The organism is Paraburkholderia sp. A1RI-2L, from assembly GCF_048957375.1.
Classification (GTDB): Bacteria; Pseudomonadota; Gammaproteobacteria; order Burkholderiales; family Burkholderiaceae; genus Paraburkholderia.
This window is the reverse complement of the sequence record NZ_JARBTA010000001.1, coordinates 1,268,302-1,283,683: the sequence shown is the minus strand read 5'-3', so window position 1 is coordinate 1,283,683 and position 15,382 is coordinate 1,268,302. Positions and strand designations below refer to the sequence as shown.

Genomic DNA, 15,382 nt, shown 5'->3' with positions numbered 1-15,382 from the left:
GAGGGCACACGATGATCGACGATTCCACCCGGCGTTTCACCGATCGGGTCGCGGACTACGTGAAGTACCGGCCGACTTATCCACGCGAAGTGGCGACCTTCGCTCATGTCGAATGCGGCATTGCGCCAGGCGCCACGGTAGCCGACGTTGGCGCGGGCACCGGCATTTCGGCGAAACTCTTTCTCGATGCGGGCCACCCGGTCGTGGCCGTCGAACCGAACGCGGCGATGCGCGAGGCCGCGGACCGCTATCTCGCGAACTATGCCGACAACCCCGGCTATCGCAGCGTGGCCGGCTCTGCGGAGAACACGGCGCTCGAAGCCGCGAGCATCGATCTCGTGACAGCAGCGCAGGCGTTTCACTGGTTCGAGAAGGCGGACGCCCGGCGCGAGTTCGCGCGCATTCTCAAGCCGCGCGGCAAGATCGTGCTGTTCTGGAACAGCCGGCTCTTGAAGGGCTCGGCGTTTCTCGAGGGCTATGAAGTGCTGCTGCGCGAATTCAGCACCGACTACGCGAGCGTGGCCGAGACGTACCCCGACGACGACGCCATGGCCGACTGGTTCGGCGACGGCTTCGAGCACAAGACCGTGTTTCCGAATGCGCAACTGCTCGACTACGACGGACTGCGCGGGCGTCTCGCGTCTTCGTCGTATGCGCCGAAGCCTGGCGATGCGCGCCACGAGCCGATGCTCGCCGCGCTGCGCGAACTGTTCGACGCGACGCAGCGTGACGGGCGCGTGAATTTCGCCTATGAAACGCGTGTGTATGCCGGCAGGCCGATGGGCGCTCAACGCCCGAACTCGTAGTCGCGCTCGCGCACGCGGCGCGTACGGTGCCGGAACGTGAACGTGAAGCCTGGCCATAGCGACGTGACTTTGCCGCTCATGGTCTGGTAATAGCTGTGGCAGCCCGATGTCCACACCGTGTGCGCGAGTTGCGCCTGCAACTGCGTGTTGAAGGCGCGCTGGACCTCGGGCCGCACGGTCATCGTGCGCGCACGGCGGTTGCGCAGAGCTTCGATGCAGCCAGCGATATAGCGCACTTGGGACTCGATCATGTAGATCATCGAGTTGTGCCCGAGGCCTGTGTTCGGCCCGACGACGATGAAGAAATTCGGAAAACCCGCAACGGTGGTGCCCAGATACGCCTCGGGGCCGTCGCGCCGCCACGCTGTGCCCAGATCCGCGCCGTTCAAGCCGGTCACGCCAAACGGCGCGTCCACGTCATTTACCTGAAAGCCGGTGCCGCAGACAATCGCATCGAATGCCCGATGCACGCCATCCGCGGTGATGATCCCGTCGGCGACCACTTCGCGAATCGGTTCGGTTACCAGGTTCACGTTCGGCTGCGAGATTGCCGGGAAATAGTGGCTCGACAGCAGCACGCGCTTGCAGCCCAGCACATGGTCGGGCGTGAGCTTTGCGCGCAGCGCCGGGTCCTTGACCTTGTGCGCGAGATAGTTGCGCGCGAACTTCATCGGTGCATTGAGCAGGCGCCGATCGACGACGAAACCCAGTGCGCGCGATTCGAGTTGCCAGTAGATCGCCGCGCGTGCCAGGCGCCGTGCAAGCGGCACATGGCGATACACCCAGCGCGTACGCGTACCGATGGGGCGATCGCGGCGCGGCATGATCCATGGCGCCGTGCGCTGGAACACCGTGAGCTGTGCGACGCGCGGTTGAATCATCGGCACGAACTGGATGGCGCTTGCGCCGGTGCCGATCACGGCGACGCGCTTGCCATCGAGCGCGTAATCGTGGTTCCAGCGCGCCGAATGAAAGAGCGCGCCTTCGAAGCGCTCGAGCCCGTCGATGGCGGGCAGGGCGGGGCGCGAAAGCGGGCCGTTCGCGGCGATCAGCAAATCGGCCTCGACAGTATGCAAGACCCCGTCGCGCTCGATCTCGATCATCCACACGCTGCGCCCGACGTCGAAGCGCGCGGCGTTCACGCGCGAGCGATAGCGGATGTGGCGCTCGACGCCGTATTTGTGCGCGCAATGGCGCAGGTAATCGAGAATCTCGCCCTGCGGCGCATAGGTGCGCGTCCAGTTCGGATTCGGCTCGAACGAAAATGAATAGAGGTGCGAAGGAACATCGCAAGCCGCGCCGGGATAAGCGTTGTCGCGCCACGTGCCGCCGAGACTCTCTGCCGCCTCGTAGAGCGTAAAGGTCTCGATGTCCATGCGCCGCAGACGGATCGCCATGCCGATGCCGGCAAAGCCGCTGCCGACGATCGCGATGCGCGGTGAGGTTTGCGTGTCTTGCCGCGACGAGGACGCGTGAGTGGTCATATCTGAATGGAGGGCGTTGCCGCGCAAAAGATCAATGGCAAAAGGCGAAAGATGCAAAACGGGCTCCGCGAGGGAGCCCGTCATGGCGCGCCATCGGCCGGGAGCGGCTCAGGTATTCCAGTCATCCGAGCTGTCGCTGCTGCCCAGATCGACGCCGCCGCCCGAGCCGTCGTTCCAGTCGTTCGAGCCCTGGCCAAAGTCGACACCGCCGCCATTGCCGCCATCGCGCACAATGCGCCGGCCTTCGTCGTCGACAAGGACATCGCGCTCGATCACCCGATCGCGGCCTTGATTGAGCACCTGGCCCAGCAGCACGCCGGTCATCAGGCCCCCCATGCCGCCCATGCCACCGCCGCCTTGCTGGACGATGACTGGCGGTTGCTGCTGCTGAGGGGGGGGCTGCGGAGGATATTGCGGGTTGTGTCCGAACGCGGCATCCGCCTCGCGCGCATAGGCCGAACCTTCGCCATAAGGCTGCGCGGCGGCGGCCTGGGCGTTCGGATCGGGCCGGCCTTCGGCGCGCGCCTTGAGGCTCGCGAACTGGCGCTCGAGAGCCTCGATCTGATACGGCGCCACTGGATTCGTGCTGCCCGAGAGCGTTTCGACCACGCTGCGCAATTGCGCCTCGAAGCCTTCGACTTCTTTTTCGAGCGCTTCATGGCCCGCCGCAGTCGACAGCTTCAGGTCGAGCTTGAGCGAGCGCACGGCGTTGAGCAGGTCGGTGGCACGCTTGAGTTGGTCGCGGCGGTCGTCGCCGGCTTTCGCGTCTTCCGTGGATTTCGCGCGGCGCAGCGTCCAGCGCAGCACGAGCGCCACGCCCACCAGCACGACGACAATGCCGATCCACATGCCCATGCCGGGACCGTGTTTTTGCGGCGCGGCTGCGGCGAGCGCCGACGGCGCGGCCACTTGGGTCTGCTGGGCGAACGGGTTATTCGCGCGGTTCGTCGTGACAGCGCCGGCGCGCGTCGCGTCCGAACGGATCTTCGCTTCGACCTGCGCGAAACGCTGCGGCTGCGTGAAGCGGACCTGCGGATCGAGCGACTTCGCCTGCTGGATTTGTTTGAGCGCGTCGGCGTAGCGGCCTTCGCGATTGAGCACCTGCGCATAGAGGTAATGCGCGCGGGCATTGTCGGGGTGCGCCTGCAGGACTTCGGTGAGGCCCGCGTCCGCACGTTGCCAGTCGCCTTGCGACATCGCGGATTCGATCTGCTGCGCGCTCGGCACGGCGAACGCCAGGCCGCTCACGAGTGCGAGCGATGCGAGAACGGCGACGAGAAACTTTTTCATGTTGCAGGCCGGGCGGTTTGCCACCCGTCTCCATGACATACGAAACGTGGATGCGGCGCGTACTGGAACTGGCCAGCCGCGCCGCATCCGTTACGTCCGGCGCATTTACTGTGCCGGCGTATTGAGCTGCTTCTTGAGGGCTTCGAGGCGGTCGTCCACCGACGGGCCCTTGTTCAGCGCGGCGAGCTTGTCGTCGAGCGCCTTGCCACTTGACGTATCCGCCGAGTTCAGGCGGGCGTCCGAGCGTGCGTTCGAGAGATTCACCTTGTCTTCGAGCTTCTGGAAGTCCTCGGACAGATTCTTGCCACCAATGCCGCCGAGCGCCGTGGCCGCGACATCCTTCGCCTGGGCGATCTGCTGCTTCGCCTGCAGGATGTTCGAGCGCGCGTTGAGGTCGTTGCGCCGCGAGCGCATGTCGTCGATCTGCTGCTTCAGTTGATCGACCGACGGTTCGAGCTTGGCGAGTTCGGCCGCGAGCGCATCGCGTTCGGCTTCAGCGGTGCTCTGGGCGCCGAGCGCTTCGCGCGCGAGGGCTTCGTCGCCCGATTGCAGCGCCCGCTTCGCGCCGTCCTCGTACTTCTTTGCCTTGTCGGCGGCCACGTCGCGCTTGCTTTGTTGCATCGCGACCTGCGCCTGGATCTCGACGAGCGAGTTCTCGGCTTTCGCGATGCTGTCGTCGAGTTCGCGCACGATCTGGCGCGCGTCGCGCGACGGGTCTTGCACGGAGTCGGCGGCGTCGTTCAGGAGACCCTTGACCGTGCGAGAGATGGAGTCGAAAAGCGACATGTATTCCTCCGGTGAAATGAGATTGGCCCCACCATGCTCCAGCGGGCCGCGCTGCACGCATGCGGCATTCGCGTTGCGTCGCGAGGTATTGCGGCGGATCCGATCGTTGCGCCCGGCAATCTCGCATTTAGCTTACGCCGCTTTGTGCAAGCCGCGCATGCAGCGCGAAATTCGGGGCGCTTTGGCCAATTGCAACAGGCCAAAGCGGTTAAATTATCCGTTGCGCCATCGATCCTGCCCAGGCGCATCGCTCGCGGATATTACACCACGGGGTCTCTTAAAAGGGACTTAAAGGGCCGTCGGCCCTGGTGCGATTCGCGCGCGTTCAAACCGCGTGTTCAAACACTAAAGCAGTCCGGCGCTCAGGCGAATTTGCCCGCGTTGGGGGCGGCGTCGCTGCTGTGCATGTCGTCGTCATCGTGTGCCGCGCGCGCGAACGGGGCGCCGCTCAGCGGCTGCAGCGGTTCGGCGTCGGGCTGGCCAGCGGCCGCCTCGGCGGCTTCGCCGGACAGGCGGGCAACGGCCTGGGCCAAGGCGCGCTCGGCGCGTTCGGAGTCCGGTTCGAGTCCGGCCTCAGGCACCGCGTCGGCGCGTTCGTCAGGTCCCGCCGCAAGCGCAGCGGCGTCATCAGCGTTTGCTTGTGCTTCGTCTGCGGGCTCCACGGCAGCCGGCCGCGGTGCCGCCGAGCGTCCCGTGCGCAGCGGCTTCGCGGCTTTGCGCAGCACTTGCGCGAGCGCGTCGGGCTGGCGCGTCGCGCTCAGCCGGTCGACGATGCTCGCTGCCTTCACCGGGTCGCTCGTCGCGCCAAAAGCGAGCACGGCGCGGCGCATCAACTCGCTGATGCTGATGCCGAGTTCATCGGCCGTGGCGGAGATCGCGCGCTTTTGCGCGGACGTGACGAAAACGACGATGCGTTCGCTGGGCTTGTTCATGATCGGCTGGCCGTTGGATCGGCTTCGAGTGAACCGGGGTCCCGCATGCGCACGACGCCGGTGTTGCGGGGCGTATTGGCCCGCGTATTGGCCGGCAAGCAAAACGGGCAGAGCGTGCAGTAGCCTTTCCATCATATGACGTGACAGGCGATGCGCAACGCAAAGATGCGCCCGCAAAATGAGGGTCGCAGGCCCGTTTCCAAAAAACTCTTACAAAAAAAGCGCGACTGCCCGCGCACGAATTATTTAGAATGCGCTGTTACATTTCGCACGGGTGCTTCCGTAGAGGCTCCCCTGCGAAAGGGTATTGAAAGAGTAACCTTGCGACGGCGCGCCGGCCAGGCACGCCGCGTGGCCGAACGGGGGCGTTGCCGGTCACGCCAGAGCGCCGCGCTCAAGCAGGCGGCGCTGTCACACGCCGCATTGGCGCCATGACGCCAGGATCGAGATCTATGCGCGCAAGCCGCGCGCAGCCGGGGGCGCGAACCCACGCGCCAATCATTCCAGTCATGCCTATCATCAAACGACCGCCTTCCGCGCAGTACCCGAACGATCGGGAACCCTCCTTCAACAATGGACGTCAGCCGCAGCGCCGCGAGGACTCGCGCAACGAGCGAGTGCGCCGTCGCTCGTTCGTCGCGACGATCGCGCTCTGGTTCGCCGGCCTGGTCGCCACGCTGTGCGTGATCGGCGCGCTGATCGTCGGCTACGCGCTTGTCGTGATGGGCCCGCAACTGCCTTCGCTCGATGCGCTCACCAACTATCAGCCCAAGGTGCCGCTGCGCATCTATACCGCCGATCACGTGCTGATCGGCGAGTTCGGCGAGGAGCGGCGCCAGCTCGTGCGCTTCCAGGACATCCCCGACGTGCAGAAGAAAGCGGTGCTCGCCATCGAGGACTACCGCTTCTACGAGCACGGCGGCGTGGATTTCGTGGGCATCCTGCGCGCGGGCGTCGCCGACCTGATGCACGGCGGAGCGTCGCAGGGCGCGAGCACGATCACGATGCAGGTGGCGCGCAACTTCTTCCTGTCGAGCGAGAAGACCTACACGCGCAAGATCTACGAAATGCTGCTCGCCTACAAGATCGAGCGCGCGCTCACGAAGGACCAGATCCTCGAGCTGTACATGAACCAGATCTATCTGGGGCAGCGCGCCTATGGCTTCTCGGCAGCGGCGCGCGTGTACTTCGGCAAGGACCTCAAGGACATCACGCTTGCCGAGGCCGCGATGCTCGCGGGCCTGCCGAAGGCGCCGTCCGCCTATAACCCGATTGTCAATCCGAAGCGCGCGAAGATTCGTCAGGAGTACATCCTCAAGCGCATGCTCGACCTGAACTACATTACCCAGGCGCAGTACGACGAGGCGATCAAGGAGCCGCTGCATACGCGCACCGCGGGCACCGAGTACAGCGTACATGCGGAGTACATTGCGGAAATGGTCCGCCAGATGATGTATGCGCAGTACAAGGACGAAACCTACACGCGTGGCCTCACGGTCACCACGACGATCGATTCCGCCGATCAGAACGCGGCCTACGCGGCCGTGCGCAAGGGCGTGATGGATTACGAGCGTCGCCACGGCTACCGCGGTCCCGAAGGCTTCGTGCAACTGCCCGCTGCGGGCGATGACCGCGATCAGGCGATCGACGACGCGCTCACCGATCACCCCGATAACGGCGACATCGTCTCGGCGGTGGTCATCGATGCGAACCCGAAGTCGGTCACTGCGCAGTTGCTCGACGGCACGCAGATCACCGTCACGGGCGACGGGCTGCGGTTTGTCGCGAGCGGGCTTTCGGCGCGTGCGTCGGCTGCGCTGAAGATTCGGCCAGGCTCGATCGTGCGCCTGATGGCGGACAGCAAGAACAACTGGCAAATCACGCAACTGCCGCAGGTGGAGGGCGCGCTGGTTTCGCTCACGCCGCAGGACGGCGCGATTCGCGCGCTGATTGGCGGCTTCGACTTCAACAAGAACAAGTTCAACCACGTCACGCAGGCGTGGCGCCAGCCGGGCTCGAGCTTCAAGCCGTTCATCTATTCGGCTTCGCTCGAGAAGGGTCTCGGGCCGGCCACCATGATCAACGACGCGCCGCTGTACTTCCCGCCCAGCACGCCGGGCGGCGACGCGTGGGAGCCGAAGGACGACGACTATCCCGAAGGGCCGATGTCGATGCGCCTCGCGCTGCAGAAGTCGAAGAACCTAGTGTCGATCCGCATCCTCTCGTACATCGGCACGAAGTACGCGCAGGACTATGTCACGCAGCGCTTCGGCTTCGACGCGGACAAGACGCCGCCGTACCTGCCGATGGCGCTGGGCGCGGGTCTCGTCACGCCGTTGCAGTCGGCGGGCGCGTACTCCGTGTTCGCGAACGGCGGCTATCGCATCAACCCGTACCTGATCGCCGAAGTCGACGATGCGCACGGTCAGCCGATCCTGCGCGCACAGCCGCTCGTGGCGGGCCAGAACGCGCCGCAAACGCTCTCGCCGCGCAACGCTTTCGTGATGAACAGCCTGTTGCATTCGGTGGCGACGGCGGGCACGGGCGCGGGCACCAACGTTCTCCACCGCGACGACCTGCAGGGCAAGACCGGTACGACCAACGACGCGCACGATGGCTGGTTCGCCGGCTATCAGCGCAACCTCGTGGCCGTGGCGTGGATGGGCTACGACCAGCCGAAGAGCCTCGGCAGCCGCGAGTTCGGCGCGCAACTCGCGCTGCCGATTTGGGTCGAGTACATGAGCAAAGCACTGCGCGGCATGCCGCAGGAAGAGCCGCCGATGCCGGCGGGTCTCACGACGATCGGCGGTGAGCTGTACTACTCCGACGCGACGCCGGGCGCGGGCTTCGTCTCGGCGGTCGGCATGGAGTCGGGTAACGCGGCGGGGGCGGCCAGCGATGCGAGCGGGGCGACCGGCAGCATGGGGCCGGGCGGACTGCCGACGCCGAGGGTCACGCAGAGCGAGCGCAAGCAGATCATGGATCTGTTCGAAACGAACAAGCCTTGATGGGCGCTCGTTGATGGACGAGTTGTTCTGAACGCGGCACATCGGCAACGATGTGCCGCGTTTTGTTTGGGCGCGCCGTTTTGCTTTTGCATCAAGGACTTGGGCGGGTTGCCCAGGGCTTTTCCACAGGGCCTTCAACAAAAATTGGGGATAAGCCTGACTTCGTCCCGATGCTCCGTTGTCCACAGTTTTTGTTGATGGCCCTGTTGATAACGTTGGGAGAGCGAAGCTAACTCACTGATCCACAAGGCTGTCCGCAGACACGAGCACATTGGAGCACTGCGTGGCGCATCAGAAGGTGTTGTCGTACTGCAAACCGATTGTGTGGCTGTGCGGCTCGCGCGAATAGGTGAGCGCCCAATGTGTGAGCCACGCGCCAGTGAGCGCGCCCAGCGCATCGGCGAACAGGTCCTTGTACGAGAAGCCGCCGCCGGGGCAGGTGCCGTTCAGGACTTGCAGCGCGAGCCCGGGCGCCGTGCCGATCAGCGTGCCGTAGACCACGGGATGATCGGTGTCGCGCGTGAGCCAACCGCCGAGCGCGCCGAACGGCGCGGAAACCGCAAAGTGCTCGAGTTTGTCGGTGCCGCCCCAGCTATCCGATTCCACGCGGAAGCCACTGCGCTCCGTGGCGCACTGGAGCTCGGCGTGCGCAGCGACGCTGGCCATGAGAAGCGCTGCGGCGCAGAGGCCGCGATTCGATACGAGTGCCATGATCAATGTCGTCGGGGTTGAAATGCGCCGTCGCACACAGGCTGCCTGGATAGCGCACGTGGCGATGGCAGGTCGCTTGATGAAATGCTCATGATTTAAGTAGCATTCCGAAATAATTTGCTTGCTCTTATCTCAATTTGCGACGCAGTTTAGCAGTTGCATCCTGAAATTAGGGCTCAGATCTTTCTGACGGAAATGGATGACAGAGGCGAGGCGGATGGAAGAGGCTTTGGACGAAGCAGGCGGCGTAGTGGTTGTTTTTGCTTTTGCGCGCGCTTGGGGGCAGGACAGGCGTTCTAGTCCTGCGTTGAGGTCGTCGCGGCAGGGTGGCCGTTGCCGTCCGCGGCACGAGATTGCGCGTTCGAAGCCGAGGCATCGGCGCTCGTTGGCGGCTGCCCCATGGCCTGGAACAGCGCGGCCGTATCGGAGAGACGCGTGCCGCGATAGCGGATTTCATCGAGCCGCGCATTGCGCCATTGCTGTTCGCTCTGGCGCACGGCGTAGTAGGGCACCGCACCCAGCTTGTAGCGTGCGTTCGTCTCTTCAAAGACGCCCTGTGCGGTCTGCGCCGACGTGCTGGCTGCGTCGAGCGCCTGAGCGTCGTGCTCGAGCGCGGCAAGCCGGGTGGCGACGTCCTGGAACGCCGCGAGCACGGTCTGCTTGTACGACGCATTGGCCGCATCGTAGGACTGCAAGGCCGCGCGGCGCTGTGCGAGGAGTGCGCCGCCGTGAAACAGCGGCTGCGTGAGCGAGGCGCCGATCATCCAGAGCGCACCCGCGCCCGAGGTCACCACGGGCCAGCTGAAGCCGCCTTGGCCGAGACCGGCGGAAAGCGAGATGCTCGGAAACATCTGCGCCGTGGCGGCGCCCACATCGGCGGATGCGGCGATTAGCGCCGCCCCTGCGGCCTGGATGTCGGGCCGCGACTTGAGCAGCTCCGATGGAACGACGACGGGCACCTGCGAGGGCAAAGTCAGGCTCGCGAGGTCGAGGTCGGGCGGTGCGGCGTCGGGCGTGCGCCCGAGCAGCACGGCAAGCGCGTGGCGCATCGCCGAGCGTTGCTGGCGTAGCCCCGGCAGATTGGCGGCGAGCGAAGCGGCGCTTTGCTGCGCGTTGAGCAGATCGGTGTGCGACGCAGCGCCTAGCGCGTAGCGCTTTTGCACGTCGTCGGCCTGCGCGTTGGCGAGCGCGACGAGCCGCTCGGTCGTGTCGATCTGCGCGTGCAGCGTGGCCGAGCCCAGCGCGCTCGCGACGATGTTCGCCGCGAGCGAGCGGCGAGCGGCCTCGTACTGGAATGCCTGGACGTTCACGCGCGCGGCGAGCGCCGTGTTGTTCAGGCGCGTCGCGCCGAAAATGTCGAACGAGTAGCTCGCCCGGACAAGGCCCGCGAACATGTCGTATTGCAGCTTGTCGAAGCCGAGCTGCGGAACACCCGGCAGGCGATTGCGCTGTGCGATGCCGAGCGCATCGACGGTGGGCAGCATCGAGCTGCCCACCTGGCCGCGCAACTGCTCGCGTGCGGCCTGCAGGCTGTGATCGGCGGAGGCGAGATTCGGGTTGTTGGCGAGGCCCTCATCGACGAGCGCGTCGAGCTCGGGCGAGCCGTAGAGCGTCCACCATTGCGGCACCGGTTGCGCGCCCGTCACGAATTGCTGGGCGACGCCCTGAGCAGCGACGGTCTGTGCGGGCTGCACCTGCGCGCCATAGTGCGCGGGCTCCGGCATCGCGGGTGGCACACCGCCCGGACCCCAGGTGCAGGCGCTCGCGAAAAGCGCGCACAGCGCTGCCGCGCACGCGCGCAGGCTCGCGGGATTCGATGCGAACGACCGGCATGCGTTGATCGCCACGCCATCGTCAGAAATGCGGCCCGGAATGCGGTTCAGATTCATGATGCGTTCTCCGCATGGGGACGTGGCGTGTCGGTCTCGCTGCTGCGCACGCGGAACGCGGCGGCGTAGAGCGCGGGCAGGAAGAACAGCGTGAGCACGGTCGCGCTCGTGATGCCGCCCATCAGCGCGGTCGCCATCGGACCGAAGAAGTTCGAGGGCACGAGCGGAATCAGCGCGAGCACGGCCGCCGCCGCGGTCAGCATGATCGGACGGAAGCGCCGCACCGTTGCGCCGACGATGGCATCGAAGCGCTTGTGCCCGGCGCGGATGTCGCTCTCGATCTGGTCCACGAGAATCACCGAGTTGCGCATGATGATGCCGAACATGGCAATCACGCCCAGCATCGCGACGAAGCCGAATGGCTCGCGGAAGATGATCAACGCGAGCGCCACGCCAATCAGCCCGAGCGGCGCGGTGAGCACGACCATCATGACGCGCGAGAGGCTTTGCAGCTGGATCATGAGCAGCGTGAGCACGGCAATCGCGAGGACCGGCAACTGCGCGTAGATCGACGCCTGGCCTTTCGCGCTTTCCTCGACCGAGCCGCCGACTTCGATGCGGTAGCCGGAGGGCAGCGTTGCGCGCATCGGCTCCAGTTGCTTTTGCAGCGCATGGGTGACGTCGATGCCTTGCGCGCCCGCGCGCACGTCGGCTTGCACGGTGAGCGTGGGCTGCCGGTCGCGCGACCAGATTACGCCGTATTCGAGCGTGTTCTCGAGGTGCCCGATCGCGCCGAGCGGCACGGGGCCATTCGGCGTGGGCATGGCGAGCGAGAGCATATGTGCGGGAGCCACGCGTTCTTTCGGCGGCGAGCGCAGGTCCACGCCGATCAGCTTGTCGCGTTCGCGGTACTGCGTGACGGTGTAGCCGGAGTAGGTCATCTGCAGGAAGTTCGCGACGTCCTGCGAGGAGATGTTGAGCGCGCGCGCCTTTTGCTGGTCGATCTCGAAGTGCAGCGAGCGCTCGGCGGGCTCGTCCCAGTCGAAGTGGACGTTGTCGGCGCGTTTGTCGGCGCGCATGATCGCGGCCACGCGCTCGGCGATGCTGCGCACGGTCGCGATGTCGTCGCCACTCACGCGGAACTGCACGGGATAGCCAACGGGCGGCCCGTTCTCGAGGCGCGAGAGACGCGTGCGCACGGCCGGGAAGTCGTTGCGCAGCTTCGTTTCGAGCCAGTTCGCGAGCTTCTCGCGATCCTCCACGGACTTGGTCGTGATGACGAACTGTGCAAAGTTCGGGCTCTGCAATTGCTGATCGAGCGGCAGATAGAAGCGCGGCGCGCCGGTGCCGACGAAGTCGATCGAGTGGTCGATCTCGGGCCGGCCCTGCAGCGCTGCTTCAAGGCGCCTCGTCTCGCGCAGCGTGGCGTCGAACGCGCCGCCTTCGGGCAGGCGCACGTCCACGAGCAGCTCGGGGCGGTCCGAGCTCGGGAAAAACTGCTGCGGAATCACCGCGAAGCCCGCGAGCGCGAGCACGAACAACCCTCCAGTCAGTGCGAGCACAACGAGATGGCGCTCGATGCACCAGCCGACCCAGCGGCGCAGGCGGTGGTAGAAACGCGTGTCGTAGATGTCCGCTTCGTGATGGTCGCCCTGCGCGCCGGCGCCGGGTTTGCGCTCGGGCAGCAGCCGATAACCGAGCAGCGGAATCAGCACGACCGCCGCGAACCACGAGGCGATCAGTGCGATTGCCGAGACCTGGAAGATCGAGCGCGTGTATTCGCCCGTGCTCGACTTCGCGAGCACGATGGGCAGGAAGCCCGAGACCGTGACGAGCGTGCCGGTGAGCATCGGGAACGCCGTGCTCGTGTACGCGAACGCGGCGGCGCGCATGCGGTTCCAGCCCTGCGCGAGCTTCACGGCCATCATTTCGACGGAAATGATGGCGTCGTCCACGAGCAGGCCCAGCGCGAGCACGAGCGTGCCGAGCGAAACCTTGTGCAGGCCGATGCCGAACAGATACATCACGAGCGAGGTGACGGCGAGCACGATCGGAATCGTGATCACGACCACCATGCCGGTGCGCACGCCGAGCGACACGAGGCTCACCACGAGCACGATGCCCACGGCCTCGGCCACCGCCTCGATGAAGTCGTCGACCGAACGCGAGACCGCGTCGGGCATGCTCGACACTTCCACGAGCTTCAGGCCCGCGGGCAGTTCGCGGCGCAGTGCCTCGATGCGCTTGTCCAACGCGTGGCCGAGCTGGATCACGTCGCCGCCCGGCTGCATCGTGACGCCGATGCCAAGCACCGCCTTGCCCTGGAAACGCATCTGCGTGGCGGGCGGCTCGTCGTAGCCGCGCCGGATCGTGGCGATGTCGCCGAGACGGAAGCTGCGGCCATTCACGCTGATGAGCGTGTCCGCGAGCGCCTTGAGGTCAGTGAACTGCCCGCTCGGGCGCACGAATACGCGGTCGTCGGCGGTGTTGATCGTGCCGGCCGCCGCGATGGCGTTCTGCGCGCCGATCGCCTGGCCGATCTGCGTGGGCGAAAGGCCGAGGCGCGTGAGCTGCGCGTTCGGAATCTCCACGAAGATGCGCTGGTTCGGATCGCCGAAATAGTCGACCTTGCCGACATCCGTCACGCGCAAGAGCGTCTCGCGCAGATTGTCGGCATAGTCGTGCAGTTGCGCGGGTGAGAAGCCATCGCCTTCGAGCGCGTAAATGTTGGTGTAGACGTCGCCGAACTCGTCGTTGAAGAACGGGCCTTGCACGCCCGGCGGCAGCATGGCCGCGATGTCGCCCACTTTCTTGCGCACCTGGTACCAGGTCTCGCGCACCTCGCTCACGGGCGCGGAGTCCTTCATCACGAAGAACACGAGCGATTCGCCGGGGCGCGAATAGCTGCGCAGGTAGTCGATATTGGGCGTTTCCTGGAGCTTGCGACCGATGCGGCCGGTGACTTCGTCCTCGACCTGGCGCGCGGTGGCGCCGGGCCAGACGGTCTGGATCACCATCACGCGGAACGTGAACGGCGGGTCCTCCGATTGCGAGAGCCGCGAGTAGGAGAGCGCGCCGAAGATCGTGGCGAGCGCGATCACGAAGATGACCAGCGCCTGATGGCGTAGCGCCCATGCCGAAAGATTGAAGCGCCCCTCGTCGTGATCGAAGCCCGGGGCCTGGTCACCGAGCTGGTCACTGCGCTGGCTCATGACGCGAAATCCTCGGGGTGCAGCGGCGCGACCGGGCGCACCTTTTCGCCGGCGGTGACCGTGTGCACGCCTTGCAGCACGATGCGCTCGCCGTCCTTCAGGCCCTGCGTGACCGTGATCGTGCGCGCGTCGTAGCGCGAGACGCTCACGCGGCGCAATTGCAGCACATTGTCCGCGCCGTGCACGATCCACAGCGCGGGCGCGTTGCCGTCGTGAAAGAGCGCGGTGGCCGGTATCGTGAAGGCGCCGCCGTCAGGCTGCGCGGCGGTGGCGGCATTGCTGGCGTTGACCGCGAGCGCGACATTCGCGGTCATGCCGAGCCGCACTTCGGCGTCCGGTTGATCGAGCGTCAGCTTCACGCGCCAGGTGCGGCTTTGCGGGTCGGCGGCGGCGGCCAGCTCGCGCACTTTGGCCGTGTAGTTTCGGCCCGGCAATGCGGGCAGCGTGACTTGGGCGGCGTCGCCGGTGTGCAGGGCGGCGATGGCGTTCTCGGGAAGATCGCTCACCACGTCCACATTGCCCGCCCACGCGAGTTGGTAGACCGGCTGGCCCGCCTGCACGTTCTGGCCGGTATCGGCGTTTTCGGCAGTGATGACGCCCGCGTGATCGGCCGTGAGCAGGGTGTAGCGGCGCTGGTCCTGAGCGAGCGCGAGCTGTTGCTTCGCCTGATCGCGTTGGGCTGTGGCCGAAGCGTAGGCATCCTGCGTTTGTTCGAACTGCGCGCGTGCGATGAGGTTGGCTTGAGCCTGGGCCGTGTCGCGATCGAGTTGCTGCTTCGCGAATTCAAAGCGGTGCTGTGCGGCGTCGTATTGTGCCTGCGCGCTTGCCGCATTCTTCTCGTAGTCGGCGGGGTCGAGGCGCGCGAGCACCTGGCCGGGCTTCACGGTGTCGCCAAGACGGGCGCTGCGTTCGACGATCTTGCCGTTCACGCGGAACGAAAGCGGCGTGGCGTAGCGAGCCTGCACGGTGCCGGGCCAGGTGGCCGAGGGGGTGATGCCGTCGCGATGGACGATCATCGAGACAACCGCGCGTGGCGAGGGCGCTGTTTCCGGCTTTTTCCCGCAAGCCGCGAGGCTCGCGAGCGCGCAGAGCCCAACTAAGGAGGTTAGCAGGGTAACCCGGGCAAGCGGGCTAACGAGGCGCGCCAGGCCATGCCGCAGCGCCTGTAGCGCGTGCCGGAGGAACTGGATCGATTCGACGTACCCACCGGATTGATTGCGCATCCCGCTCGATGCGCCGCGACCGCAATGATTCACTTGGACCTCGATACCAGGGCCTGTTATCAGCGTGAACAGTCCCTGACGCAGGCCCAGTGCGCCGTGCT

At 65.9% G+C, this 15,382-nt stretch carries 10 protein-coding genes; 2 read left to right on the top strand and 8 right to left on the bottom strand.

The window, feature by feature from the left end; translation table 11 throughout:
- Window positions 1-11 precede the first annotated feature (11 nt).
- Window positions 12-806 (top strand): class I SAM-dependent methyltransferase, encoded by a 795-nt coding sequence (locus PWP93_RS06060; protein ID WP_421043823.1) that lies wholly within the window; start codon window positions 12-14, stop codon window positions 804-806.
- On the opposite strand, the gene PWP93_RS06055 is transcribed toward PWP93_RS06060, so the two are convergent.
- The 4 genes from PWP93_RS06055 to PWP93_RS06040 all read right to left on the bottom strand — a co-directional run bounded on the left by PWP93_RS06055 (window position 788) and on the right by PWP93_RS06040 (window position 5,298).
- Entirely contained in the window at window positions 788-2,290 is a 1,503-nt protein-coding gene (locus tag PWP93_RS06055; protein ID WP_421043822.1) for a flavin-containing monooxygenase, read from the bottom strand. The genes PWP93_RS06060 and PWP93_RS06055 overlap by 19 nt on opposite strands.
- A gap of 108 nt (window positions 2,291-2,398) precedes the next feature.
- Window positions 2,399-3,580, bottom strand: coding sequence for a tetratricopeptide repeat protein (locus PWP93_RS06050; protein WP_421043821.1), 1,182 nt, complete (start codon window positions 3,578-3,580; stop codon window positions 2,399-2,401).
- A 105-nt stretch (window positions 3,581-3,685) separates the two neighbouring features.
- The gene (locus tag PWP93_RS06045; RefSeq protein ID WP_421023926.1) at window positions 3,686-4,366 is read right to left on the bottom strand and encodes a PspA/IM30 family protein; all 681 of its coding nucleotides are present in this window, start codon (window positions 4,364-4,366) and stop codon (window positions 3,686-3,688) included.
- 362 nt (window positions 4,367-4,728) lie between these two features.
- Entirely contained in the window at window positions 4,729-5,298 is a 570-nt protein-coding gene (locus tag PWP93_RS06040; RefSeq protein ID WP_421043820.1) for a hypothetical protein, read from the bottom strand.
- A 509-nt stretch (window positions 5,299-5,807) separates the two neighbouring features.
- On the opposite strand from PWP93_RS06040, the gene PWP93_RS06035 reads away from it, so the two are divergent.
- Complete coding sequence (locus tag PWP93_RS06035) at window positions 5,808-8,306, top strand: penicillin-binding protein 1A (protein WP_421043819.1); 2,499 nt, start codon at window positions 5,808-5,810, stop codon at window positions 8,304-8,306.
- A 291-nt stretch (window positions 8,307-8,597) separates the two neighbouring features.
- Here PWP93_RS06035 and PWP93_RS06030 read toward each other — a convergent pair whose 3' ends face one another.
- From PWP93_RS06030 to PWP93_RS06015, 4 genes are all read right to left on the bottom strand, one after another.
- Window positions 8,598-9,017 (bottom strand): hypothetical protein, encoded by a 420-nt coding sequence (locus PWP93_RS06030; protein WP_421043818.1) that lies wholly within the window; start codon window positions 9,015-9,017, stop codon window positions 8,598-8,600.
- 296 nt (window positions 9,018-9,313) lie between these two features.
- Entirely contained in the window at window positions 9,314-10,906 is a 1,593-nt protein-coding gene (locus PWP93_RS06025; RefSeq protein WP_421043817.1) for an efflux transporter outer membrane subunit, read from the bottom strand.
- Window positions 10,903-14,058, bottom strand: a complete 3,156-nt coding sequence (locus tag PWP93_RS06020; RefSeq protein WP_421043816.1) for an efflux RND transporter permease subunit — start codon at window positions 14,056-14,058, stop codon at window positions 10,903-10,905. The genes PWP93_RS06025 and PWP93_RS06020 overlap by 4 nt, the downstream gene beginning before the upstream one ends.
- Window positions 14,055-15,206, bottom strand: coding sequence for an efflux RND transporter periplasmic adaptor subunit (locus PWP93_RS06015; protein ID WP_421045018.1), 1,152 nt, complete (start codon window positions 15,204-15,206; stop codon window positions 14,055-14,057). The genes PWP93_RS06020 and PWP93_RS06015 overlap by 4 nt, the downstream gene beginning before the upstream one ends.
- Between the last annotated feature and the right edge of the window lie 176 nt (window positions 15,207-15,382).